Genomic DNA, 25376 nt, shown 5'->3' with positions numbered 1-25376 from the left:
CGCGGTCAGCTGCGCCGCGTGCCGGTCTGGAAGATGCTGCGTGCTGGAGGCGGCGACGGCACGCTCGTCGCATCCGTCACCACGGGCGCACCGGCGGCGAACGCGGCCAGCTCGGCGCCGGCCACCGCTTTGGCCGGATGCGGTCCGCTGGCGAGCAGGCGCGGCAGCCAGTCCAGCGGGAGCGGGGCATTCGAGCCCACCAGCACGACGTTGCCGAACCGGCGTCCCTTGAGCACCTGGGTCTCGGCGAGCGCGGCGACATTCGCCACGGCGGCGCCGAGCGTCGCGACCTGACTGCGCGCGAACGCCAGCGGGGGCCCGTCGGCGACATTCACCAGCACGATGCCGGCCGGTGCGAGAAGCTCGACAGCCGAACGGTAGAACTCGAGGCTCGTGACGTGCGCCGGTGTGCGGGCGCCACTGAAGATGTCGATGACCAGCAGGTCGACCGCGCCGCGCAGGCCGCCCGGGAGCTTCGCGACGACCTCGCGGGCGTCACCGTGCCGCACGCGGATCTGCGCATAGCGCGGCAGCGGCAGGTGTTCGCGCACGAGGTCGACGAGGTTGCTCTCCAGTTCGACGACCTGCTGCCGTGATCCCGGCCGGGTGTACGCGATGTAGCGGGGGAGCGTCAGCGCCCCGGCGCCGAGGTGGACAGCCGTGATGGGCTGGCCCGGCTCGCCGATCAGGTCGATGACGTTGCCCATCCGCTGCACGTATTCGAAGAAGAGCTGGGTCGGGTCGTCCAGGTTGACGTGCGACTGCGGGGTTCCGTCGACCACGAGCTGGTAGGAGCCGGGCACGAAGCGATCGGCCTCGATGACCGCCCGGTAGCCGCTCTCCTTCAGGATCACAGAGGGGTTCTCGGGCACGCGTCAACCATAACGCCACGATTTCTCCACCCGAACCTCCACCCAGGGATGGTGTCCCGGCGCGACGAACCCCGCGACGCTGGATCCATGACACTCCAGACCATCGGCAACGCCCTTCTCATCGTCGTCCTCATCGGCTGGATCGGCTTCCGCCAGCTGACCTGGCGCCCGGTCTCCATCGCGCGTATGTGGCGCGTGCCCGCGATCATGGCGATCGTCGGCGTGGTCCTGCTGGTGCAGGCGACGGATGCGACCCACCTGACCGCTCTCGATTTCGCCGTGCTGCTGGTCGAGATCGCGGTCTCGCTCGGCATCGGCGCCTGGATGGGCGCAATCGCGGTGTTCCGGCCTCTGAGTGGTCCACGCGAAGATCCCGATGCGATCCTTCACAGCTCCAGCGTGGAAAGTCGCACGGGCTGGTGGGGGCTCGCCCTGTGGGTGCTGGTCATCGTCATCCGGATCGGCATCGACGTGATCGCAGCCCGGGCGGGCTCGCACCTCGCCACCTCCACAGGCATCATCGTGCTGCTGGTCGCTGCGAACCGGGCCGCCCGAACCGCCGTGTTCGCCTACCGTCTCGATCGGATGCCCGCTGTCGCAGCATGATGGTCTCGTGACGGATACGTTGAGGCGGCCGACCTGGCTGAGCTTCGGGCTCAACCTGTTCGGCATCGCCGTGGTCGGGTATTCGATCGTGACTTCGCACTCGGCGCAGCGGCCGACCTGGGTGCTGGTGCTGGCGCTCACGGCGCTCGCCGCCTGGCTGGTGCGCCTGATCCTGGCATTCCGTACCGTCCCGGCCGCTGTCGGTCTCGCCCTCGCGATGGTGATGGCGTTCGCCGGTTCGATCGTCGCCGGCTCTACGAACGGCGTCGGGATCGTCCCTGTCATCGTGGGCGTGATGCTGGTGGTCTCTGACCCGTCCTGGCCGATCCGGCTCGGGCTGGCCGTGGCCGTTATCAGTGTCCTGCTCGTGGTGCTCGGCGCCGTTCCGTTCGACACCGCGGTCGTCGCAGAGCTCGGGCTCGTCGCTGGCATCGCCATCGCCGTGCTCGCCGGCATCAGCCGTCGCCAGTTCCGCGAGTCGGAGGCACAGGCGGCCTTGCTGCGCGAACGCGAGCTGGCCGTACGCGAAGAGAGGGCGCAGGTCGAACTGCTCGCCCAGCGCCAGAGCGTGGCCCGCGACATCCATGACGTGCTCGCCCACAGCCTGGGCGGCCTCGTCATCCAGCTCGATGCTGTCGAAGCACTCCTCGAGACGGGCGATGTCGGCGGGGCGCGGTCCCGGGTGGCCGACGCCCGCGCCCTCGCGGCCGACGGACTGGGTGAGGCCAGGCGTGCGGTCGATGCTCTTCGCGATCCGGATGCGCAACGGGCCGACCACCCCGGCGACGGCTCCTTCGACGACGCCATCTCCGACCTGCTCGCCGCCCACCGGTCACTCGGCGGCGCGGCCGAGCTGATCACGTCGGGAACGCCGGGGAAACTGGACGCGGACCTGGCCGGCGCACTCGAGCGAGCGCTCCAGGAGGCGTTGAGCAATGCGCGCAAGCACGCACCGGGGGAGCCCGTCCAGGCCGTCCTCGCCTGGTCGGATCACGGGGTGCGACTGACCGTGTCCAACCCGCTGGGCGCGCATCCGGATTCCGACGGCTCGCGGGGGTTCCTCGCCCGGTCGGGCGGCAGCCATGGACTCGAGGGCATGCGTGAGCGGTTCGCCGCCCTTCCGGCGGGCGGCCGCGCGACCGCCGGAGTCGACGACGGCCGTTTCATCGTGACCGCAGAGGCGCGCCTCGCATGACGGATGCGGTCGGTTCAGGGGCCGTGCCCGCGCATGACGTCATCCGCGTGCTCGTCGCCGACGACCAGGCGATCATCCGCGACGGGCTCGTGACCGTCCTGTCGCTCCTTCCCGATGTCGAGATCGTCGGAGAGGCCGCCGACGGCGAGCAGGCGGCCCGGCTGGCCGTCGAGTGGCATCCGGACGTCGTGCTCATGGATCTCCGGATGCCCGTCCTCGACGGCGTCGGCGCAACCGAGCGCATCGTGCGCGAGGTCCCCGGCTCGGCGATCATCGTGCTGACGACGTTCGCGGACGACGACTCGATCCTGGCGGCGCTCCGGGCGGGCGCGAAAGGCTACCTCACCAAGGATGCGGGGCGCGCGGAGGTGGCCGCGGCCATCCGTGCCGTCGCCCGCGGCCAGTCGACCTTCGCGCCGGCCGTGGGCGCGCTCCTCGTGAGCACGCTGACCGGTGCTTCTGCGGCGCCTGCTGTGCCGGGCGGCGGCGCGACGTCGGCGGATGCGGTGCTCACGCGGTTCCCGTCGCTCACCGCTCGCGAAGCCGATGTCCTCGCCCTCATCGCGGACGGCCTGAGCAACGGGGAAATAGCAGCTCGGCTCTTCGTCAGCATCGCGACAGTGAAGACCCACATCAATGCGATCTTCGCCAAATTGGCCGTGCGAGACCGGGCACAGGCCATCGCTCTTGTGCGCTCCTGAGATCGCCCGCCACCGCGAGAATCCTCGCAAACCCGCGGGAATACAAGGGAGTACGAGGCGTTACATCTAGTACGCGTCCGGGGTTATACCGGAGAATCGACAACCGGTCAAGAATTAAGTGGACACGGCGCGTCAATTTGACATATAGTTGTTCTTTGCGCTCCCAGACAGAAATCTGCCTTCATATTGCGGTCGGCTCCGAATTTTGTTCGTGTGCCCGGGCCTGTGACCACAGGTCAGATATCGGCACCAGCATACAGATGTCCTGGGAGTTCTCGTCCACAACACCACACACCTGACCGACAGTAACTGAGGCCCGACGGGGCCCACGGAGGTTATTTCCTTGGCTGCTGCGCGCAACGCAACCACCACGAATTCATCACCCAAGAACGGACGAAACGCATCTCGTCTCTCGTTCGCAAAGATCACAGACACCCTCACCGTCCCGGACCTGCTGGCACTGCAGACCGAGAGCTTCGACTGGCTCGTCGGAAACGACGCGTGGAAGACGCGCGTCGCGGAGGCTGAGGCGCAGGGTCGACAGGATCTGCCCAGCCACACCGGTCTGGAAGAGATCTTCGAGGAGATCTCCCCGATCGAAGACCTCGGCGAGACCATGCAGCTCTCGTTCACGAACCCCTTCCTCGAAGAGAAGAAGTACTCGATCGACGAGTGCAAGGAGAAGGGCAAGACCTACTCCGCTCCTCTCTACGTCGAGGCCGAGTTCATGAACCACCTCACCGGTGAGATCAAGACGCAGACCGTCTTCATGGGCGACTTCCCCCTCATGACCGAGAAGGGCACCTTCGTCATCAACGGCACCGAGCGTGTCGTCGTGTCGCAGCTGGTGCGCTCGCCCGGCGTGTACTTCGAGCGTGCCCAGGAGAAGACGTCCGACAAGGACATCTACTCCGCACGCATCATCCCGAGCCGCGGTGCATGGCTCGAGTTCGAGATCGACAAGCGCGACCAGGTCGGTGTCCGCATCGACCGCAAGCGCAAGCAGTCGGTCACGGTCTTCCTCAAGGCCCTCGGCCTCAGCAGCGACGAGATCCTCTCGGAGTTCAAGGGATACCAGTCCATCGAGCTGACCCTCGAGAAGGACGCCATCCTCACCAAGGAGGAGGCCCTCAAGGACATCTACCGCAAGCTCCGCCCGGGTGAGCAGGTCGCAGCCGAGGCCGCACGCGCGCTCCTCGACAACTTCTACTTCAACCCGAAGCGCTACGACCTGGCGAAGGTCGGTCGGTACAAGATCAACCGCAAGCTCGGTATCGACGCTCCGCTGTCCGACTCGGTGCTCACCGTCCAGGACATCATCGCCACCATCAAGTACCTGGTCGCACTGCACGACAACCAGACCACGTTCAACGGTGTGCGCGACGGCAAGCCCGTCGAGATCCGTCTCGACGTCGACGACATCGACCACTTCGGCAACCGTCGTATCCGCGCTGTCGGCGAGCTCATCCAGAACCAGGTCCGCACCGGTCTGTCCCGCATGGAGCGCGTCGTCCGCGAGCGCATGACCACGCAGGACATCGAGGCCATCACGCCGCAGACCCTGATCAACGTGCGCCCCGTCGTCGCCGCGATCAAGGAGTTCTTCGGAACGAGCCAGCTGTCGCAGTTCATGGACCAGAACAACCCGCTCGCGGGCCTGACCCACAAGCGCCGCCTCTCGGCCCTCGGCCCCGGTGGTCTGTCCCGTGAGCGCGCAGGCGTCGAGGTCCGTGACGTCCACCCGTCGCACTACGGCCGCATGTGCCCGATCGAGACCCCGGAAGGCCCGAACATCGGCCTGATCGGTTCGCTCGCATCGTTCGCGCGGATCAACTCGTTCGGTTTCATCGAGACCCCTTACCGTCGCGTCGTCGGCGGCAAGGTCACCGAGACGATCGACTACCTGACCGCAAGCGAAGAGGACGACTTCATCGTCGCCCAGGCGAACGCTCCGCTGACCGCCGACTCCCACTTCGCCGAGGACCGCGTCCTCGCACGTAAGAAGGGCGGCGAGGTCGACCTGATCCCCGCCGATGAGATCGGCTACATGGATGTCTCCCCGCGCCAGATGGTGTCGGTCGCGACGTCGCTCATCCCGTTCCTCGAGCACGACGACGCGAACCGCGCGCTCATGGGTGCGAACATGCAGCGCCAGGCGGTGCCGCTCGTCCGCAGCGAGAGCCCGCTGGTCGGAACCGGTATGGAGGGCTACGCAGCCATCGACGCCGGTGACGTGCTCATCAACGACAAGGCCGGTGTGGTCACCGAGGTGTCCGCCGACGCCGTGACCGTCCAGCTCGACGAGGGTGGCACGCAGACCTACTACCTGCGCAAGTTCGACCGCTCCAACCAGGGCACGTCGTACAACCACCGCGTGATCGTCAACGAGGGCGAGCGGATCGAAGCCGGCGAGGTCATCGCCGACGGCCCCGCCACCGAGAACGGCGAGCTCGCGCTCGGCAAGAACCTGCTCGTCGCGTTCATGCCGTGGGAGGGCCACAACTTCGAAGACGCGATCATCCTCAGCCAGAACCTGGTGAAGGACGACGTGCTCTCCTCGATCCACATCGAGGAGTACGAGGTCGACGCCCGCGACACCAAGCTGGGTAAAGAAGAGATCACCCGCGACCTGCCGAACGTCAGCCCGGACCTCCTGGCCGATCTCGACGAGCGCGGCATCATCCGCATCGGTGCTGAGGTGCGCCCCGGCGACATCCTCGTCGGAAAGGTCACGCCGAAGGGCGAGACCGAGCTCTCGGCCGAGGAGCGCCTGCTCCGCGCGATCTTCAACGAGAAGAGCCGCGAGGTGCGCGACACCAGCCTCAAGGTGCCCCACGGTGAAGAGGGAACGATCATCGGCGTCAAGGTCTTCGACTCGCAGGACGGCGACGACGAGCTCGGCTCCGGCGTCAACCAGCGCGTCGTGGTCTACATCGCCCAGAAGCGCAAGATCACCGAAGGTGACAAGCTCGCCGGCCGTCACGGCAACAAGGGCGTCATCTCGAAGATCCTCCCGGTCGAGGACATGCCGTTCCTCGCCGACGGAACGCCCGTCGACATCATCCTCAACCCGCTCGGCATCCCCGGTCGAATGAACTTCGGCCAGGTCCTGGAGACCCACCTCGGATGGGTGGCCAAGCAGGGCTGGGAAGTCAAGGGCAAGCCGAAGTGGGCTGGACGCCTTCCCGAGGCAGCGCACAGCGCCGCTCCGAACACCAAGGTCGCGACCCCCGTGTTCGACGGTGCGCTGGAGGAGGAGATCGCAGGTCTGCTCGACTCGACGCTTCCCACGCGTGACGGAGAGCGCCTGATCGGCTCCTCCGGCAAGACGCAGCTCTTCGACGGCCGCTCCGGCGAGCCGTACCCGGAGCCCGTGTCGGTCGGCTACATGTACATCCTGAAGCTGCACCACCTGGTCGACGACAAGATCCACGCGCGTTCGACCGGTCCGTACTCGATGATCACCCAGCAGCCGCTCGGTGGTAAGGCGCAGTTCGGTGGACAGCGATTCGGTGAGATGGAGGTGTGGGCGCTCGAGGCATACGGTGCCGCGTACGCCCTGCAGGAGCTCCTGACCATCAAGTCGGATGACATCCTCGGCCGTGTCAAGGTCTACGAGGCCATCGTCAAGGGTGAGAACATCCAGGAGCCGGGCATCCCGGAGTCCTTCAAGGTCCTCATCAAGGAAATGCAGTCGCTCTGCCTGAACGTCGAGGTGCTCTCGGCCGACGGCACGGCGGTCAGCCTGCGCGACACGGACGACGAAGCGTTCCGTGCCGCCGAAGAGCTCGGCATCAACATTTCCTCCCGCTTCGAATCTTCGTCGATCGACGAGATCTGAAGCCGGCCAAGACCCAACTGACGAAACACTTTTTCCAGGAGAGAAGGAAAATTGCTCGACGCAACAACTTTTGACGAGCTGCGCATTGGCCTGGCCACCGCCGACGACATCCGTCGCTGGTCGCATGGTGAGGTCAAGAAGCCCGAAACCATCAACTACCGCACCCTGAAGCCCGAGAAGGATGGTCTGTTCGGTGAGCAGATCTTCGGCCCGAGCCGCGACTGGGAATGCTCGTGCGGTAAGTACAAGCGTGTCCGCTTCAAGGGCATCGTGTGTGAGCGCTGTGGTGTCGAGGTCACGAAGTCGTCCGTGCGCCGTGAGCGCATGGGCCACATCGAGCTCGCCGCTCCCGTGACCCACATCTGGTACTTCAAGGGTGTCCCGAGCCGTCTCGGCTACCTGCTCGACATGGCTCCGAAGGACCTCGAGAAGGTCATCTACTTCGCCGCCTACATGGTGATCGAGGTCGACGAAGAGGGCCGTCACGCCGACATGCCCGGACTTGAGAACGAGCTCCGCCTCGAGATCAAGACCCTGTCCGACCAGCGCGACTCGCGCATCGCCGACCGTCTGCAGCGCCTCGAGGTCGACCTCGCCGCGCTGGAGGAGGAGGGTGCCAAGGCCGACCAGAAGCGTCGCGTCAAGGACACCGCCGAGAAGGAGATGGGCCAGATCCGCAAGGGCTACGACGAGGACATCGCTCGTCTGGAGCGCGTGTGGGACAGCTTCCGCAACCTCAAGGTGGGCGACCTCAAGCCTGAGGACGCCGACTTCAACGAGCTCATGGACCGCTTCGGTCTGTACTTCGAGGCCTACATGGGCGCCGAGGCGATCAAGCGTCGCCTGCTGGCGTTCGACCTGGCCGCAGAAGCCGAGCTTCTCCGCGACCAGATCGCCAATGGCAAGGGCCAGAAGAAGATCCGTGCGATCAAGCGCCTGCGCGTGGTCAGCTCGTTCCTGGCGACCGGCAACTCGCCGGCCGCGATGGTCCTCGACGTCGTCCCGGTGATCCCGCCGGAGCTGCGCCCGATGGTCCAGCTCGACGGTGGCCGTTTCGCCACCAGCGACCTGAACGACCTGTACCGCCGCGTCATCAACCGCAACAACCGCCTGCGTCGCCTGCTCGACCTCGGTGCTCCCGAGATCATCGTGAACAACGAGAAGCGCATGCTGCAGGAGGCCGTCGACGCACTGTTCGACAACGGCCGCCGCGGTCGTCCCGTCACGGGCACCGGCAACCGCGCCCTGAAGTCCCTGAGCGACATGCTCAAGGGAAAGCAGGGTCGTTTCCGCCAGAACCTGCTCGGAAAGCGCGTCGACTACTCCGGTCGTTCGGTCATCATCGTCGGTCCGCAGCTGAAGCTGCACCAGTGTGGTCTGCCCAAGCAGATGGCGCTGGAGCTCTTCAAGCCGTTCGTGATCAAGCGCCTGATCGACCTGAGCCACGCTCAGAACATCAAGGCCGCGAAGCGCATGGTCGAGCGCAGCCGTCCGCAGGTCTGGGACGTGCTCGAGGAGATCATCCGCGAGCGCCCCGTGCTGCTGAACCGCGCACCGACGCTGCACCGCCTCGGCATCCAGGCCTTCGAGCCTCAGCTCGTCGAGGGCAAGGCCATCCAGCTCCACCCGCTCGTGTGTGCGGCGTTCAACGCCGACTTCGACGGTGACCAGATGGCCGTGCATCTTCCGCTGTCGGTCGAGGCCCAGGCCGAGGCCCGCATCCTGATGCTCGCCTCGAACAACATCCTGAAGCCGTCGGACGGCCGCCCGGTGACCCTGCCCTCGCAGGACATGATCATCGGTCTGCACCACCTGACCACGCTCAGGGAAGGCGCCGTCGGCGAAGGCCGTGCGTTCTCATCCGTCGCCGAGGCGATCCTCGCGAAGGACCAGCACTCGCTCGACCTGAACGCCAAGGTCCGCATCCGTCTCAACGACTACGTTCCGAGCGACGCTGCAGACAAGGGCGTCGTCGGAGTGACGGCGATCGTCGAGACCACCCTGGGTCGCGCGCTGTTCAACGAGACGCTCCCGGCCGACTACCCCTACGTGGAGGAAGTCGCCGACAAGGGCGTCATCTCGGGCATCGTCAACGCCCTGGCGGAGCGGTACCCGAAGGTGGAGGTCGCAGCAGCACTCGACCGCATCAAGGACGCCGGCTTCTACTGGGCGACGCGTTCCGGTGTGACGGTGGCGCTGAGCGACATCCTCACCCCGCCGAACAAGCCGCAGATCGTGGCCGGCTACGAGAAGAAGGCCGCCAAGGTCACCGCCGAGTTCGAGAAGGGTCTCACGACCGACCTCGAGCGTCGCCAGGAACTGGTGAAGATCTGGACCGAAGCGACCAACGAGGTCGCCGAGGCCATGCGCGCCAACTTCCCGGCCGACAACACCATCAACCGCATGGTCACGTCGGGCGCCCGTGGTAACTGGCTGCAGGTCCGCAACATCGCGGGTATGCGTGGTCTGGTGAACAACCCGAAGGGTGAGATCATCCCTCGTCCGATCATCTCCTCGTACCGCGAGGGGCTGTCGGTGGCGGAGTACTTCATCGCGACGCACGGTGCCCGCAAGGGTCTGGCCGACACGGCTCTCCGTACGGCCGACTCGGGCTACCTGACCCGTCGTCTCGTCGACGTGTCGCAGGACGTCATCATCCGTGAGGACGACTGCGGCACCACCAAGGGCCTCGAGCTTCCGATCGCAGCCCCGGGTGCAGACGGTGTGCTCGTCCGCGACGCCAACGTCGAGAACTCGGTGTTCGCCCGTACCCTCGCCTCCGAGGCAGTGTCCGCTGACGGCACCGTCGTGGCGAAGGCCGGCGAAGACGTGGGAGACGTGCTCATCGACCGCCTGGTCGCTGCCGGCGTCACCGACATCAAGGTGCGCTCCGTGCTCACCTGCGAGTCGGCCGTCGGTGTGTGTGCAGCCTGCTATGGCCGCTCGCTCGCTACCGGAAAGCTCGTCGACATCGGCGAGGCCGTCGGCATCATCGCGGCCCAGTCGATCGGTGAGCCGGGAACCCAGCTGACCATGCGTACCTTCCACACCGGTGGTTCCGCATCCGCAGACGACATCACGCAGGGTCTTCCCCGCGTGCAGGAGCTGTTCGAGGCTCGTACCCCCAAGGGTGCATCCCCGATCGCCGAAGCTGCCGGACGCATCACCATCGAGGACACGGACCGCAGCCGTAAGGTCATCCTGACCCCGGACAGCGGTGACGAGGCTCACATCTACCCCGTGCTCAAGCGTTCGACCCTCCTCGTCGAGGACGGTCAGCACGTCGAGCTGGGCCAGCAGATCATCGTCGGCACCGTCGACCCGAAGGAAGTTCTTCGCGTCAAGGGTGTCCGTGAGGTGCAGAAGCACCTCGTCGGTGGCGTGCAGGGTGTGTACCGGTCGCAGGGTGTTCCGATCCACGACAAGCACATCGAGGTCATCGTGCGGCAGATGCTGCGCAAGGTCACCGTCGTCGAGCACGGCGACACCGACCTGCTGCCCGGTGAGCTGGTCGACCGGTCGAAGTACAACGAGCTGAACCGTGCCGCGCTCACCGCCGGCAAGAAGACGGCTTCTGCTCGCCAGGAGGTCATGGGTATCACCAAGGCCTCGCTCGCGACCGAGTCGTGGCTGTCGGCCGCGTCGTTCCAGGAGACCACCCGGGTTCTGACCCAGGCGGCCATGGAAGGCAAGTCCGACCCGCTGATCGGCCTCAAGGAGAACGTGATCATCGGAAAGCTGATCCCGGCCGGTACCGGTCTGGCTCGCTACCGCAACGTCACGGTCGAGGCCACCGAGGAGGCGAAGGCGGAGCGTTACCCGAACCGCATCTTCGCCGACGACTCGTCGTTCAGCGAGAACGACCTGAGCTTCGTCGACTTCGACAGCTTCAGCTCGGACGACTACACCCCCGGCACCTACAACTAGGTCTCGGTACCAGGAAGGGCCTCGGCGCGATGCGCCGAGGCCCTTCCTCGTTCCCCGGTCCGCCGAGAGTCACCCGTCCAGCCGAGGTGACCCGTTGCAGCGGGTCATCTCGGCGCGAACAGGTCATCTCGGCGAAGCAGGAACCGCGGATGCGCGAGGATAGAAGCATGTGGCGCCAACTCCTTGAACACACCGACCAGGTCGGCCGCACGATGGTCGCCGTCGCCGGGACCCTACTCGCGATCGCGGTGGTGTCGTTCGTGTACGGGGTGATCCGCGCATCCACCGGTTTCGCATCCACCACCCTCCCGTTCTGGATCACGACGATGGTCTGCGCTGTCGCCGCCGGCGTTCTCGTGTACGGCGCCAGCCGCCGCGCCGACCAGCGCCACCGCTGAGCCCGCCCCGCTGAGCCCGCCCCGCTGAGCCCGCCCCGCTGAGTTCCGGCAGGGCTGAGCCGCCCCCAGTTCGGGGCGTTGCACGGAGCGCCGCGAGGCCCACATCCGCGCCCTCCCGTGTATCGCGAGTCGCACGCGTCTCACTACCCCCACATCGCGGGGCTGTTGTGCGTGTCGGCGCGCCGAATATGGTGGCAAAGCTCTACCCTCGCGATCCGCCCGCACCCTGCCGAGACTCCCGACCCGCCCGGCATCGTCCTTTTAAAGGAGGTACACGTGGCGTCCATGACAGAGATCCTGATCCTTCACGGCCATCTGCCGATCGAGTACCTCGACAGTGTGACCTCGGAGCCGACCGCAGACGAGATCGCCGTGCAGGACCTTCTCGCGCGCGGGGCGATCAGCGACGTGCAGCTGGCGCGCGCCCGAGCCGCCCAGGCGAATGTTCCGTTCGTCGAACTCCTCGACTACCCCGTCGACCGGACGGCCGTCTCATTGGTCAACGGTGCGATCTGCCGACGGCACTCGGTGCTGCCGATCGCCATCAGCGAGGGCACGGTACTGTTGGCGATGGCCGACCCCGGCAACGTCTTCGCCATCGACGACGTCCGAGCCGCAGCCCGCATGCAGGTCGAGGTCGCCGTGGCCGAGCCGGGCGACCTGCAGAACGCGATCGACCGTTTCATCCGCGCGGATGACGAGCTCAGCGACCTGACGAACACCCTCGAAGAGGAGACCCAGCCCGAGGACACGGGCACGCTCAGCATCGCGGATGCGGGGGATGACGACGCGCCGATCGTGCGTTTCGTCAACCTGCTGGTCAGCCAGGCCATCCAGGACCACGCCTCGGACATCCACATCGAGCCGGCTGAGCACGATGTGCGGGTGCGGTACCGCATCGACGGCGTGCTTCATGCCATGCAGAGCGCGCCCAAGAGCATCCAGAACGGTGTCATCTCGCGGCTCAAGATCATGAGCGATATCGACATCGCCGAGCGGCGGAAGCCGCAGGACGGCCGCATGTCGGTGAACCACGGCGGACGCCAGATCGACCTCCGCGTCGCGACCCTCCCCACCGTGTGGGGCGAGAAGGTCGTCATGCGAATCCTCGACAACACGAACACCGGCATGACCCTGCGCGACCTGAACCTGCTGGAGCGCAACTTCGAGACGTACAAGACCTCGTATTCGAAGCCGTACGGGATGATCCTCGTCACCGGTCCGACTGGCTCGGGCAAGTCGACGACCCTCTACACGACGCTGAACGCGGTCGCCCGCCCCGAGATCAACGTCATCACCGTCGAAGACCCCGTCGAATACCGCATGCAGGGCATCAACCAGGTGCAGGTGAATCCGAAAGCCGGCCTGACGTTCGCGAGCGCGCTCCGTTCCATTCTGCGAAGCGACCCGGATGTGGTGCTGCTGGGTGAGATCCGTGACCACGAGACCGCGCAGATCGCCATCGAGGCCTCGCTGACCGGTCACCTCGTGCTGTCGACACTGCACACCAACGACGCGCCCAGCGCCGTCACCCGCCTCACCGAGATGGACATCGAGCCGTTCCTCGTCGGCTCGGCGCTCGACTGCGTGGTCGCCCAGCGTCTCGCGCGCCGCCTCTGCGACCGGTGCAAGCAGCCCGCCGAATACAGCGTCGACGACCTGCAGCGGCTCCGGTTCGGGCTCGACCCCGACCGGCCGCTCCCCGAGGTCTTCGCGCCGGTCGGGTGCGGAAGCTGCTCGAACACCGGCTACCGCGGTCGCATCGCTGTTCACGAGGTGATGGCGGTCAGCGAAGAGATCGAACGGTTGGCTGTCGCGCGCGCATCCAGTGTCGAGATCGGCCGCGCCGCGCGCGAACAGGGGATGCTCACCCTGAGGGAAGACGGCTGGGAGAAGGCGAAACTCGGGCTCACCTCCGTCGACGAGATTCTGAGAGTGGTGGCCTGACATGTCCGACGCGCAAGCAGAGTGGGGAGATCGCATGAGTAACCCGATCTACGAGATTCCGGTAACGCCGCCCGGCTCGAACGCCGACGGATGGCACCCCGGGAACCCGGTGCCGGGTGCTGAGCCTGCGCTACCCTCGTTCGACGCGCTGCTGTCGGCGCCAGCGCCGTTCGGTGAGCCGGTGGATACGACGTACGCGGGGGCGCCTGTGCCTTCGCCATTCCCGGCACCGACGGCTCCGCCGCTTACGCCGGCTGCTCCACCCGCGGACGCCTACGTCGCGCCCTCTGTGGTGCCGTTCGTCGATGCTGCGCCGGCAGCCCAGGTGCCGGCACCGGTTTATCCCGCCCCTGTGGCGCCTATCGCTTCGACTGTTCCTGCGCCGACGACCGATCCCTTCGCCGAGACTCTTCCTGCCCCGCTGACGGAGCCGTTCGCTGCGAGCCTTTCTGCCCCGACAACGGAGCCGTTAGCTGCGAGCCTTCCCGCTCCGACAACAGAGCCGCTCGCCGCGAGCCTTCCCGCTCCGACCACGGAGCCCCTCGCGGCGTCGGCCAAATTCGCGGCTCCCGGCCTGTCGCAGCTCCCCGCGCCGGCTGGCCCTACCAGGACCGTGCCGATCGTGCAGCCCCTCGAGCCCCCGACAACCCCCACGCCCGCTGTCCCCGCTGATGTCGTGCCCGAAGGCCGCCGAGCGGCAGCCGCCCGCGCGGCCACCACCGGCCCGACCGCGGGGGTCTCCGACACCGAAACCCTCACCGAGGTGGAGCGCGAGGCCCTCCGCCACGCGGACCCCGATCTCGTCGCCGCCCTCCACCAGGTCGTCCTGCAGCGCGCATCCGACCTTCACCTGACCGTGAACGCGGCACCCATGGTCCGCGTCGACGGTGGTCTCCGCCCCGTCGGCGACGCCACCCCCTGGGATCGCGAGCACGTCCTGTCGGCGCTCATGAGCCTCCTGACGCCGAACCAGCGCGAGCAGTTCGAGCGGGAGCTCGAGCTCGACTTCGCCTTCACGATCTCCGCGAACGCCCGTTTCCGCGTGAACTTCTACCAGCAGCGCGGGTCGGTCGGCGCCGCCTTCCGTCTCATCCCGACCGAGATCAAGCAGCTCAAAGAGCTGGGCGTGCCCGAGAGCGTGGGCAACTTCTCCAAGCTGCCCCGTGGCCTCGTGCTCGTGACCGGTCCGACCGGTTCGGGCAAGTCGACCACCCTCGCCGCGATGATCGACCTCGTCAACACGACGCGTGCCGACCACATCGTGACGGTCGAGGACCCGATCGAGTTCATGCACACCCACAAGATGGCGATCGTCAACCAGCGCGAAGTCGGCCACGACACGCACAGCTTCGGCGCCGCGCTCAAGCACGTCCTCCGCCAGGACCCGGATGTCATCCTCATCGGTGAGCTCCGCGACCTCGAGACGATCTCGGTCGCGCTGACCGCTGCCGAGACCGGCCACCTCGTGTTCGCCACGCTGCACACCCAGGATGCGCCCCAGACCATCGACCGTGTGATCGACGTCTTCCCCCCGCACCAGCAGGGGCAGGTGCGCGCACAGCTCGCTGCTACCCTCCAGGGCGTCGTCTGCCAGACCCTCGTCAAGAAGGCGAGCGGAAACGGCCGTGCCGTCGCGACCGAGGTGCTCATCATGACCCCGGCTATCGCCAACCTCATCCGCGAAGGCAAGACCTACCAGATCGCCTCCATGATGCAGGCGGGCCGCGACCAGGGCATGCACACGATGGACCAGCACCTGGCCGACCTGGTCAACAGCGGCCGTATTACCCATAAGGCGGCGATGGAGAAAGTCCATGATCCCGAAGGGTTCGGCCGGCTCGTGCAGCGTGTCGAATCGCCGACCGAGGCGTCGGCGCGTGCGATCGCCGAGAGCGGCATCGACTTCGGTGACTCCTACTCTGGTCAGGTGCGCTGATGGCCGGCGTGATGACCTACGCGTACTCTGGCCGCACCTCAGCGGGGAAGGTCGTCAAGGGGCAGCTGGATGCGCCCAGCGAGGGCGCCGTCGTCTCCCGACTTCGCACGATGGGGCTGACGCCGATCGCGATCGATCAGGCGAACGCCGGAACTGGGTTGAACCGCGAGCTGAGCATCCCCGGATTCCAGAAGGTCGTGAAGCTGAAGGACCTGTCCATCATGACTCGCCAGATGGCGACCATGATCGGGTCTGGTCTCTCGTTGCTGCGCACGCTCAATATCCTCTCCGAGCAGACGGAGAGCAAGAAGCTCGCGGAGATCATGAAAGCCGTGCGTGACGACGTCGAAGACGGCACGTCGCTCTCCGTCGCTATGGCGAAGCATCCTGTCGACTTCCCGCCACTGATGATCAGCATGATCCGGGCAGGTGAGACCGGCGGCTTCCTCGACAGCGCGCTCGAGGCGATCGCGACGAACTTCGAGAAGGAGAACAAGCTCCGATCCACGATCAAGTCGGCGATGACCTACCCGATCGCGGTGCTGATCATGTCGCTCCTTGCTGTGATCATCATGCTCGTGTTCATTGTGCCGATCTTCCAGAAGATGTTCGAGGGGCTGGGTGGCTCACTCCCGGTGCCCACCCAGATCTTGGTCAACGTGTCGCATTCGATGGTGTGGCTCGGGCCATTGCTGGCCGTGCTGATCATCGGCTTCTGGCTGTGGTGGCGCACGAACAAGAACACAGAGCGGGTCAGGAAGTTCGTCGACCCCTGGAAGTTCCGTCTGCCTGTCTTCGGCACGCTCATGAAGAAGATCGCCATCGCTCGTTTCGCGCGCAACTTCTCGAACATGATCGGCGCCGGTGTGCCGATCCTCCAGGCGCTTCGAATAGTGGGGGAGACCTCCGGCAACTGGGTGATCGAGAACGCGCTGAACGACGTCGGCGAATCGGTTCGGCGTGGCGAGTCGATCGCCAAGCCGATGGCAGAGCAGGCTGTGTTCCCGCCGATGGTCGTGCAGATGATCGCAGTCGGTGAGGACGCCGGCTCCCTTGAGACGATGCTCGAGAAGATCGGCGCGTTCTACGACCAGGAGGTCGAGGCGATGACTGAATCGCTGACGTCGCTCATCGAGCCGCTGCTTATCGGTTTCCTCGGCGTGGTCATCGGCGGAATGGTCGTTGCCCTTTACATGCCCATCTTCCAGATCGCCACTCTCGTCAAATAGGCAGTCCCCAAAGCTGGGGGTATGTCGACAGTTGACTCCCTCTAACTGGGGTAGCACCTGAACGAAAAACCCCCCACTCGTGGGATTCTGCCGAGAATCTGCTGGCAAATAGCATCAACCCACCGGACGGGAACTTCAGCCGTTCGACCGACCGATCCACCCGACCGAATGGACACTGCAATGTACTTCCGACTCATGGGCAAGCTGAACGCTCGCCGTCAGGCTATTCTCCAGGGCGAAGAGGCAGAAAAGGGATTCACCCTCATCGAGCTCCTCGTCGTCGTGATCATCATCGGCATCCTCGCCGCGATCGCCATCCCGATCTACATCGGCATCAGCAACAACGCGAAGGACAGTGCGGTCAAGTCCGACCTGACCAACGTCAAGACCGCTGTCGTCGCGGCCTACACCAACAACAACACGTGGACGCTTCCCACCGGCTCGGCGCTCGCACCCGCCACGGTTGTCGACTCAACGACGACGCCCGCGACGACCCTGGGATCTCTCGGCGCGACCTCGAGCGCTAACTACGGCACGGGCGGTCAGGCACCGACCGCGTTCACGGGCTCGAACACGACAACCTTCTGCATCGACGCAAAGAGCGCAGATACCGGCACCGCCTTCCACATTTCCGCCTCCAGCGGCGTCGCCTCAGGTGCCTGCTCCTCGACCGCCGGCTAACTAGCTCCAGCGATCAAGTGGGGCGTCGGCTAGCCGGCGCCCCACAACTCGTATCACCCAGCCGACCCAGACCCCGAACGGGAGGTGGAACAGTGGACGACCAGCTCTCAGCGCGTCGCGCTCGCGAAGGCGACGAAGGCTTCACCCTCATCGAGGTCATCGTCGCGATGTTCCTCCTTGCCATCATCGCGCTTGGCCTCATCCCGGGCTTGGTGGGCGCACTTAAAATGTCGGCACTGAACTCCACAATCGCGACAGCCAGCCAGCTCGTCGGCCAGCAACTCGATGATGCCCGATCCCGAGCGGCCACGTGTACTGCCCTCCAGGCATACCAGGCCGAGACGATCGCGCCGGTCGTGGACGCCCGGGGAGTCAGCCTCCAGCCGAAGAGGACCACCGTCGTGTGCCCTCCCTCATACCCTGGCGTCGTGACGATCAACGTCTACGTCACGAAGACGGGCAGCACCTTCAAAATCGCCTCGGCGACCACCTATATCTTCGTCTCCGCGGCATCATGATCACCCCACGAACGCCAGAGAGAGATGCCGAGGGCGGGTTCACCCTCGTTGAGATGCTCATCGCTGTGCTCCTCGGATTGATCGTCATGGGCGTCATCGCCGGGCTGTTCGCGAGTGCCGCACGCACCCAGACCTCCGTACGCACGAGCACCCAAGCAGCAGACCTCGGCCAGCTCATCGCCCGTTCCGTCAGCCAGGGCGCGAACAATGCCACGGCGCTCTCGGTTCTCACCGATTCCGTCACCGGTGCCGAGATGTTGAGGGCACGTGTGTACAGCATGAGCCCGACGAACGACCCGACCCAGGGCTTGGCCTCAGGCGTCTCCTGTCAGGCGTGGTACTACTCGCCGGCGACCGGCGGCGCGATTTATGTGAAAACGGTCACGCCGGCGGCCGCCATTCCGATGCCGACCGGGGTCCCGGATAACTCGTGGATTCTGATCGGCAATGGCCTCGGCGTGAAGGTCGGCGCATCACCATCGTCCGCGATCTTCGCCACCCCATCCGGTACCCGCGTCGACCTCAAATTCGACGTGACCAACGGCACCAATAGCCCGGTACACATCGAAACCACAACGCACATCCCGAACACAACGACTGTGAGTGCACCATGTTTCTGAAGCCAAAAAAAACACACGACGATGGCGCAGCCCTGATCGTAGTCATCGGCCTCGCCGCCGTCATCATGATCTTCGTCGGGGTCACCGGCTCCCTTATCGTCGGCGCCCTGCATTTCAGCGATACCACCCGAGCTAGCGTCCAGGCACAGGCTGCCGGTCAGGCAGGGATCGCCGTGGTGGCGGCAGATCTGACAAAGAGCACGTGCGCCCTTCCATACACCCACAGCACCACACCGGTCTACAGCGTGACCGTCTCGTATCAGCGCACGGCGAGCGGGACCACTTGGATCCCCGGATGCCCGTCGACAGCACCCGACGTAACCAAGGTAAAGATCGTCGCGGTTGGTACCGGAACGGCGTTCCAGCCTGTGAAGAAAACCGTCGAGTCCATCTTTAACTACATTCCCGCCGTCACACCGCCGGGAATCACGACCAGCGGTTCCGCGATCTACGGCTACAACGAGCTTGACGGAACCATTACCAACCTGAAAATCACCCAGCAGGGCTCGGCGGACAAGCCCGGCATCGAGTTCAAATCCGGTAACGCCAAGTGCCAGACCGGTGGTGTCATCGAGGGCGACGTCATCCTCGGGAACGGCGCGTACAACTCACCGAGCGGATGCACGATCAATGGTGACCTCTGGGCCTCCCAGACGGTTGCGATCGGCAACAACAGCATCATCACGGGGAGTGTTCACGCAGCCGGAACCGCGAATCCGACCGTTTCAGTGGCGGGCGGTGCTGCCGTGAACGGCAACATCTATTCGGCGGGCCCTGTCAGCATCGGCGGCAATGTGGGCGGCAACATCATCACCGGCCCGACCGGCGGGCAGTCGAACATCACGGCGACGGTCGGCGGATCCGTCGTTTCAGCTGGAACGGTCAAGGTCTCGAATGGCGGAAGCGTCGCCGGCGGGATCACCCAGAACAAGACCGGTATCACTGCGCCCACCGCACCCACGGTTCCGAGCTGGGTCGACTTCAATTACGTCAAAACCGATTGGGTCGACGGTAACGGAGTGCCTTTCGTCGAGGTCAAACCGACGACATGTACTGCGGCGGCCATCGCGGCAGCCCTGAACACCGCTGCCGAGACCATCGTCAACACGCTCACGTCTCCGTGCGGCGGGGGGCAGGTCAACCTGACCGGCACGACTCTCTCCCTGCAGGCCGACACCGTCCTCGTAGCCAACAGCTTTGAACTCAAGAACATGACGATCACGTCGGCGGCCGGGCTGTCGGGTCCTCAGCGCCGGCTATGGATCATCACTCCCGATGTCCTCGCCGACGGACAGCCCACGTGCAACAGTCCTGAGAGTCAGTCGCAGATCGACAACCAAGTGCAGTTCGACAAGTCGGTCGCCGTCTTCATCTATACGCCTTGCGGACTCTCCAACTCCGGCAGTGAGCTGTGGGGTCAGCTGTATACCTCGTCGATCACGTTTAACAACGCGTTCGTCCTGGACTTCGTGCAGATGGGCCTGCCCGGCGTGAACTTCGACAATGGAACGTATACTCCGCCGCCCCCTCCGACGCCCGGCAAGCTCAGCACCCTCTTCTCCACCCGGAACATCTCGGGCTAGGGATCGGCACCATGGTCGCTGTCGCTGCAGTGTTCGGGTCGCTCGTCGGCTCCTTCCTCAACGTAGTCGTGTACCGCGTGCCCGCGGGTATCTCGATCGTGAGTCCGCCAAGCGCGTGCCCCGTGTGCCACGCGCACATCCGCCCATACGACAACATCCCGATACTGTCGTGGCTTGTGCTTCGGGGCCGCTGCCGTGACTGCGGGACACGAATCTCCGTGCGTTACCCGTTAGTCGAGTTCGGCACCGCGTTGCTGTTCGCCGTCGTGGCTGCCGTCTTCCTGGTGCCGTTCGTCAACGCCCTGGCAGGTGAGCAGACCGGAGCGATCGTCTCGGCGGCGCTGGCGCTATGCGCCTTCCTCTACTTCGCCGCGGTAAGTGTCGCACTCGGCCTCATCGATGTCGACACCCACCGACTCCCCGACCGGATCGTCCTGCCGAGCTACCTTGTCGCCGCTTTGTTGCTGGGTGGGTCGTCAGTCCTCGTCGGGAATTGGCAGCAACTCACCTCGGCCGCCATCGGCGGCGCCACACTCTTCGCGTTCTATTTCCTGCTCGCGTTCCTACGCCCTGGCGGAATGGGGATGGGGGACGTCAAGCTGGCCGGCCTGCTCGGGCTCTACCTCGGCTGGCTGGGTTGGGGCCCGCTCGTCGTCGGGGCCTTTGCCGCGTTCCTTTTCGGCGGTGTCTACGGGCTCGTTCTGCTCGCGGCTCGACGTGTGAACCGCTCAGGCGGCATCCCCTTCGGACCGTGGATGCTCGCCGGCGCCTGGTTCGGCATCTTTTTCGGTAACGCCGCGTGGTCGGCCTACCTCAATCTGATCGGCGTCGCATGAGCGCGGCACTGGCGAAAGGAGAATGACCATGGCGAAGACAATCGTCGGAGTCGACATCGGCAGCTCGACACTACGCGCCGTCGAGGTCGCAGACGCCGACAAGGCTCGACCCACGCTCCTGCGCTACCACGAGCTCGATGTGCCGGACGGCGCAGTCAGCCGAGGTGAGGTCCTCGAGCCCAATACCGTCGGTACCCTCCTGAAGCAGCTCTGGTCCGCGGGGGGATTCAAGAGCAAGCGCGTCGTGCTGGGGATGGGCAACCAGCGGGTGCTCGCCCGTGACCTGAGCGTTCCTTCCGCTCCTCGCGAACGCATCCGCGAATCGCTTCCGTTCATCGTGCAGGACATGCTGCCGGTTCCCGTGCAGGATGCGCTGCTCGACTTCTACCCCATTTCCGAAACTATCGGCGAGCATGGCCCGATGACGAACGGACTCCTGATCGCTGCAGTCAAGGATGCCGTCCTCGGGAATGTGCGCGCCGCGCAGCTTGCCGGACTCACGCCGGTCGACGTCGACCTGATCCCCTTCGCTCTCGACCGCGTGTTGCTTAGCCGCACGAAGTCTCGCGGCACTGTGGCCCTCGTCGATGTCGGCGCGAACACGACGAGCGTGATCGTCGCCAGCAACGGCATTCCCCAATTCGTGCGTATTATTCCGACCGGCGGTGCCGAAGTCACATCTGCACTCGCTGCGCGACTCGAGGTTCCCTTCGAAGATGCCGAGAAGCTCAAGCGCGCGTATGGTCTTGCGACCACAGTGTCCAATGCGGAGGAGCAGCGCGTCGTCTCCACGATCTACGAGGTCGTCAGTGAACTGCTCACCAGCCTCCGCAACACGATCTCGTACTTTTCCAATACCCGGCCAACTGATCCAGTGACTCATATCGTCGTCACGGGCCGAGGGTCCCTTCTGCCGGGATTCACGAACGTCCTGGCCGAATTCACGCGGATTCCTGTGAACTTGGGCGATCCGTTCGGTGCTGTCGCCATATCTCGAAACCTCAGCGCCGACGACCTCCGAGGTCGTCAAACCTCAATAGCCGTTGCACTCGGACTAGCGATGAGGAGCGTGTCAGCATGACTACTATCACAGGACGCCGAGGCGCCGTCGATGAAGAAGGCGCAGAGCGCAAAGGACGCTCACTCCGGCCGAAAGGCGCTGCATCGCGCAAGGGCTCCGATGTCGACGCGACACCCATGGGACCCCTCATCGTCGGTATCGAGCCGCGGGTAGATCTTCTCCCTCCAGAGGTCCGTGCAAGCCGCAAACGCGACGCCTTGGTCCGGCGACTTCTGGTCATCCTGGTCGTTGTGATCGTGTTGATTCTCGCCGCCATCGGGGGGAGCTCACTCCTGGCTATCCAGTCACAGCAGGCTCTCGCAGCCGAGCAGGCCCGGACCCTTGAGCTCGCCCAACAACAGCAGAAGTACGGCGTGGTCAAGCAGGTGCAGAGCCAGATCCAGCTGACGCAGGCGGCCGAGCAGGTCGGCGCGTCGACCGAGATCGACTGGAACCTGTTCCTCGCCAAAGCGAAGGCGACCCTGCCGCCCGGGGTGACTCTGACCGCCATCAGTATCGACTCTGCCTCCCCGCTCGCTCCCTACCAGCAGTCCACCGTCCCGCTGCAGGGCACGCGGGTTGCCGCCGTGACGCTGAACGTGACGAGTGCAACGCTGCCCGACCTTCCCCTGTGGTTGAGGGCACTGGCAAAGCTCCCGGGTGTCGCAGACACCGCGCCCGGCACGGTGACCCTCTCAGAGGGTGGGAAGTACACAGCGACGGCGACGATCCACCTCAACGAGAGTGCGTTCGACAACCGGTTCAACACGAAGGAAGGCAAGTAACGTGGACAAGAACCGACTCCTGATGATCGGAGTGATCCTGGCGATAGTCGTCGTCGCCGCCGTCGGATATGTTCTCGGCGTGCAGCCGCAACTCGCGACGGCATCGGCCGCCGATCAGGAGCGATCCGCCATTGCCGATCAGAACGCCAGCACAGAGGTGGCGATCGCCAAGCTCAAGAGCGATTACGGGAAGCTGGACACACTCAAAGGGCAATTGGCCACACTGCAGACATCAGTCCCGTCGTCGCCTGCGCTCGACGCCTTCCTCGACGATGTCTATGTGCTCGCCTCATCGACGGGTACGACCGTGGTCTCCTTCACCCCGAGCGACGCCGTGGCTTACCTGCCACCGGCTGCTCCCGCTGCGGCACCGCCGGCGAGCGGCGCGACATCCGGGACTGCGACGCCGGCTCCAACGCCTACACCTGCCCCGAGTGCGGCACCCGCCGCGCCGGCAGCGCCTGTGGCACCGACCATGAAGTCAGACCCGTTGGTCACCGCGCAGAATTTCGTTGCGATCCCGGTGAAGCTCGGAATCCAGGGTAATGACACGACCGCTCTCGCCTTTCTCGCAAAGCTCCAGAAGGCTTCGCGGCTGTTCCTGGTGACGAGCTTCGACGGCGGGGGAGCGACCGCCCCCACGGGAGTCGGCAACGCAGCGTCGCTGTACACGATCGGGGGCTATGTCTATGTGCTTGCCTCGACCGACGCGGGCACGGTCTCCCCGGGCGCTGCAGCCTCAAGTTCCACGCCCACCTCAACACCCACCCCGACCTCGACCCCGAAGCCATAAACCCCGAACCAGCATCTCCATTTGCCTCATACGGACGGCCCTCCGGCCCATCCGGGCACCCCGTTGCTATGGTTGCACCAGAGTGACGGATGCCCGGGTGGGCTGATCGAGGAGTGACACACCATGAGCAACACGACCCCTGAGTCACCGAATGCCGCTGAACCGGAGGGCGGCGATATCGCCGCCGCCGAGCGGAACGGCAGCGACGCGGACATCGCTAACCCGCCGTCCGAGCCGGTCCCCGCACGCGGTCACGTGAACGTCCCCGAATCCGAGGCCGCCGGCAGTGTGCCGGGCGCGGAGCCCGCATCCGCTGAAGCCGCACCGCCCGCATCCGCATCCGCCCCGGTCTCCGAGCCTGAGCCCGCCGCCGCAGCGAGCGACGAGGACGTCCGCGCCGCCGTAGCCCGCTCCACCGCCGACACAGCCGACACCGCCGACACCGGCAACGTCGGCGACGAGAACGTCGTCGCCGACGAGAACGTCGAACACTACGACACCGCAGCAACCGCTGCCTACACCACCGCACCCGCAGCGGCGGCCCCCGTCGTCGGCGGCGCCGCAGTCGCCGGCGCCACGACCGCCGCACCGTACGGCCAGGCCGGCCAGACGGTCACGCCGATCTACGTCCAGGCCCCGCATCCGCCCAGGAAGAAGAGCAACCGCGGCTTCGGCATCCTGATCGCCCTCGCCGGAACCGTCGTGTTCGCGCTCGTCTACGCCGCCGTCGTCGCCGTCATCGCGGCGATCGGCTACCCGGCCGCGCGCTTCTTCGACGAGTTCGTCAAGTCGTTCCTCGGCGTCTGGGTGTTCTGGATCCCGGTCATCTTCTTCTTCATCGCCATGGTGATCCTGGTCCAGATCCTCAACCGCGCCGGCTGGTGGGCGTACATCATCGGCGGTTTCGTCGTGGCCGCGGTCGTCTACTTCTCGTACGCCGGGGGAGTGCTGCTGCAGGTCCAGGCCTGGGCTCACACCCCGCAGGAGGTGGGCCGGCTGCTGAACGTGATCTGGCTCACGGCTCCCGCGATCTGGGCGGGTGTCGTCGCCCGCGAGGTCTCCATCTGGACCGGGCTCTGGCTGGCCGTCCGTGGCCGCAGGCTGCGGGTCAAGAACGCCGAAGCCCAGGCCGAGTACGACCGCGCGATCGCCGCCGGTCCGCGAGGCACGCAGAACGGTTACGCGCCGGGAGCCTGAGCACCATGATGTCGGCGCGCCATGCGTGAGGACCGGAACTACGCGACCGTCGTCGCCTTCTTCGCGTCGTTCCTGTACCTCGCCATCCTGGTCGCGGCGTTCGGCCTGATCAGCCTGTATTCGAACATCGAGGTGATCGACGTCGCCGACGCGGGTCCTCTCGTCGGTCCGGTGATGGTCGGATGCGCGACCGTTGCGGTCCTCGTCAGCCTGGTCGTTCGCGGCCGGAGCGTCCCGGCGGATGAGCAGCGCATCGCCCCGCTGGCCGCCCTCCTCATCGGCGTGATCGCCTATGTCGTCTTCGTGCTCAGCGGCGGGATCGCCTACGCGATCGGCGGGGACGAACCCCTGGGCTTCCTCACCTTCTCCTTCCACATGTTCGCGTCGTGGTTCTCACTGGCCACCGGAATCGCCGCCGCGGTGGTGGCGTTCGTCTACCAGCTGGTCCTGGTCGGCCGGTTCCAGCAGAAGGGCCGGCCGCGCTGGCCGTGGGAGCGCGACGACGAGGACAAGGAGTAGCAGGCGGCGGATGCGCGTGAAAACGCCCATCGCGGGAATGCCGTGAGACCCCTGTGCGTTGTTCCCAGAGGTGCCCGTCATTTGACCGGGGACCCGCCCGCAAGCTAGTATTTTTCGGGTGTGTGCTTTGTC

General features: G+C 65.7%; 20 protein-coding genes. 19 read left to right on the top strand and 1 reads right to left on the bottom strand.

Translation table 11 applies throughout. The annotated features are described in order from the left end of the window. Positions 1 to 5 precede the first annotated feature (5 nt). Positions 6 to 872, bottom strand: coding sequence for a fused MFS/spermidine synthase (locus G3T36_RS01380; RefSeq protein WP_163287626.1), 867 nt, complete (start codon positions 870 to 872; stop codon positions 6 to 8). 87 nt (positions 873 to 959) lie between these two features. On the opposite strand from G3T36_RS01380, the gene G3T36_RS01375 reads away from it, so the two are divergent. The 19 genes from G3T36_RS01375 (at position 960) to G3T36_RS01285 (ending at position 25244) form a co-directional block, all read left to right on the top strand. Further along, positions 960 to 1478, top strand: coding sequence for a hypothetical protein (locus tag G3T36_RS01375; RefSeq protein ID WP_163287625.1), 519 nt, complete (start codon positions 960 to 962; stop codon positions 1476 to 1478). Between the two features lie 7 nt (positions 1479 to 1485). Further along, the gene (locus tag G3T36_RS01370; protein ID WP_338031418.1) at positions 1486 to 2673 is read left to right on the top strand and encodes a sensor histidine kinase; all 1188 of its coding nucleotides are present in this window, start codon (positions 1486 to 1488) and stop codon (positions 2671 to 2673) included. Then, a complete protein-coding gene (locus G3T36_RS01365; RefSeq protein WP_163287624.1) occupies positions 2670 to 3374 on the top strand; it encodes a response regulator in 705 nt (234 codons plus the stop codon). Before G3T36_RS01370 ends, G3T36_RS01365 begins: the two co-directional genes overlap by 4 nt. Positions 3375 to 3717: 343 nt before the next feature. Then, a complete protein-coding gene (rpoB, locus tag G3T36_RS01360) occupies positions 3718 to 7215 on the top strand; it encodes a DNA-directed RNA polymerase subunit beta (RefSeq protein ID WP_163287623.1) in 3498 nt (1165 codons plus the stop codon). A gap of 51 nt (positions 7216 to 7266) precedes the next feature. Beyond that, positions 7267 to 11142 (top strand): DNA-directed RNA polymerase subunit beta', encoded by a 3876-nt coding sequence (locus G3T36_RS01355; RefSeq protein WP_163287622.1) that lies wholly within the window; start codon positions 7267 to 7269, stop codon positions 11140 to 11142. Between the two features lie 149 nt (positions 11143 to 11291). Next, positions 11292 to 11540, top strand: a complete 249-nt coding sequence (locus G3T36_RS01350) for a hypothetical protein (protein ID WP_240148218.1) — start codon at positions 11292 to 11294, stop codon at positions 11538 to 11540. A gap of 276 nt (positions 11541 to 11816) precedes the next feature. After that, positions 11817 to 13487 (top strand): ATPase, T2SS/T4P/T4SS family, encoded by a 1671-nt coding sequence (locus tag G3T36_RS01345; RefSeq protein WP_163287621.1) that lies wholly within the window; start codon positions 11817 to 11819, stop codon positions 13485 to 13487. 34 nt (positions 13488 to 13521) lie between these two features. Next, the gene (locus G3T36_RS19930) at positions 13522 to 15423 is read left to right on the top strand and encodes a type IV pilus twitching motility protein PilT (RefSeq protein ID WP_275689958.1); all 1902 of its coding nucleotides are present in this window, start codon (positions 13522 to 13524) and stop codon (positions 15421 to 15423) included. Further along, positions 15423 to 16652: a type II secretion system F family protein gene (locus G3T36_RS01335; RefSeq protein ID WP_163287620.1), complete on the top strand. Its 1230-nt coding sequence runs from the start codon at positions 15423 to 15425 to the stop codon at positions 16650 to 16652. The genes G3T36_RS19930 and G3T36_RS01335 overlap by 1 nt, the downstream gene beginning before the upstream one ends. A gap of 168 nt (positions 16653 to 16820) precedes the next feature. Next, entirely contained in the window at positions 16821 to 17333 is a 513-nt protein-coding gene (locus G3T36_RS19640) for a type II secretion system protein (protein ID WP_240148217.1), read from the top strand. 92 nt (positions 17334 to 17425) lie between these two features. Next, positions 17426 to 17851, top strand: a complete 426-nt coding sequence (locus G3T36_RS01325) for a type IV pilus modification PilV family protein (protein ID WP_163287619.1) — start codon at positions 17426 to 17428, stop codon at positions 17849 to 17851. Continuing rightward, positions 17848 to 18471: a PulJ/GspJ family protein gene (locus G3T36_RS01320; RefSeq protein ID WP_163287618.1), complete on the top strand. Its 624-nt coding sequence runs from the start codon at positions 17848 to 17850 to the stop codon at positions 18469 to 18471. The genes G3T36_RS01325 and G3T36_RS01320 overlap by 4 nt, the downstream gene beginning before the upstream one ends. After that, the gene (locus tag G3T36_RS01315) at positions 18462 to 20054 is read left to right on the top strand and encodes a bactofilin family protein (protein ID WP_163287617.1); all 1593 of its coding nucleotides are present in this window, start codon (positions 18462 to 18464) and stop codon (positions 20052 to 20054) included. Before G3T36_RS01320 ends, G3T36_RS01315 begins: the two co-directional genes overlap by 10 nt. A gap of 11 nt (positions 20055 to 20065) precedes the next feature. Continuing rightward, positions 20066 to 20890, top strand: a complete 825-nt coding sequence (locus G3T36_RS01310) for a prepilin peptidase (protein ID WP_163287616.1) — start codon at positions 20066 to 20068, stop codon at positions 20888 to 20890. Positions 20891 to 20918: 28 nt separating this feature from the next. Then, positions 20919 to 21971, top strand: coding sequence for a type IV pilus assembly protein PilM (gene pilM, locus G3T36_RS01305; RefSeq protein ID WP_163287615.1), 1053 nt, complete (start codon positions 20919 to 20921; stop codon positions 21969 to 21971). Next, a complete protein-coding gene (locus G3T36_RS01300; protein WP_163287614.1) occupies positions 21968 to 22735 on the top strand; it encodes a hypothetical protein in 768 nt (255 codons plus the stop codon). The genes pilM and G3T36_RS01300 overlap by 4 nt, the downstream gene beginning before the upstream one ends. 1 nt (position 22736) lies before the next feature. Continuing rightward, positions 22737 to 23528 (top strand): hypothetical protein, encoded by a 792-nt coding sequence (locus G3T36_RS01295; RefSeq protein WP_163287613.1) that lies wholly within the window; start codon positions 22737 to 22739, stop codon positions 23526 to 23528. A 123-nt stretch (positions 23529 to 23651) separates the two neighbouring features. Further along, complete coding sequence (locus G3T36_RS01290; protein WP_163287612.1) at positions 23652 to 24725, top strand: hypothetical protein; 1074 nt, start codon at positions 23652 to 23654, stop codon at positions 24723 to 24725. A gap of 21 nt (positions 24726 to 24746) precedes the next feature. Continuing rightward, positions 24747 to 25244 (top strand): DUF6121 family protein, encoded by a 498-nt coding sequence (locus G3T36_RS01285; RefSeq protein ID WP_163287611.1) that lies wholly within the window; start codon positions 24747 to 24749, stop codon positions 25242 to 25244. Positions 25245 to 25376 lie beyond the last annotated feature (132 nt).

It is taken from the genome of Leifsonia tongyongensis (genome assembly GCF_010686705.1).
GTDB classification, from domain to species: Bacteria; Actinomycetota; Actinomycetes; order Actinomycetales; family Microbacteriaceae; genus Diaminobutyricibacter; species Diaminobutyricibacter tongyongensis.
Note: the sequence above shows the minus strand (reverse complement) of the source record. Positions and strands in the feature narration are given on the sequence as shown.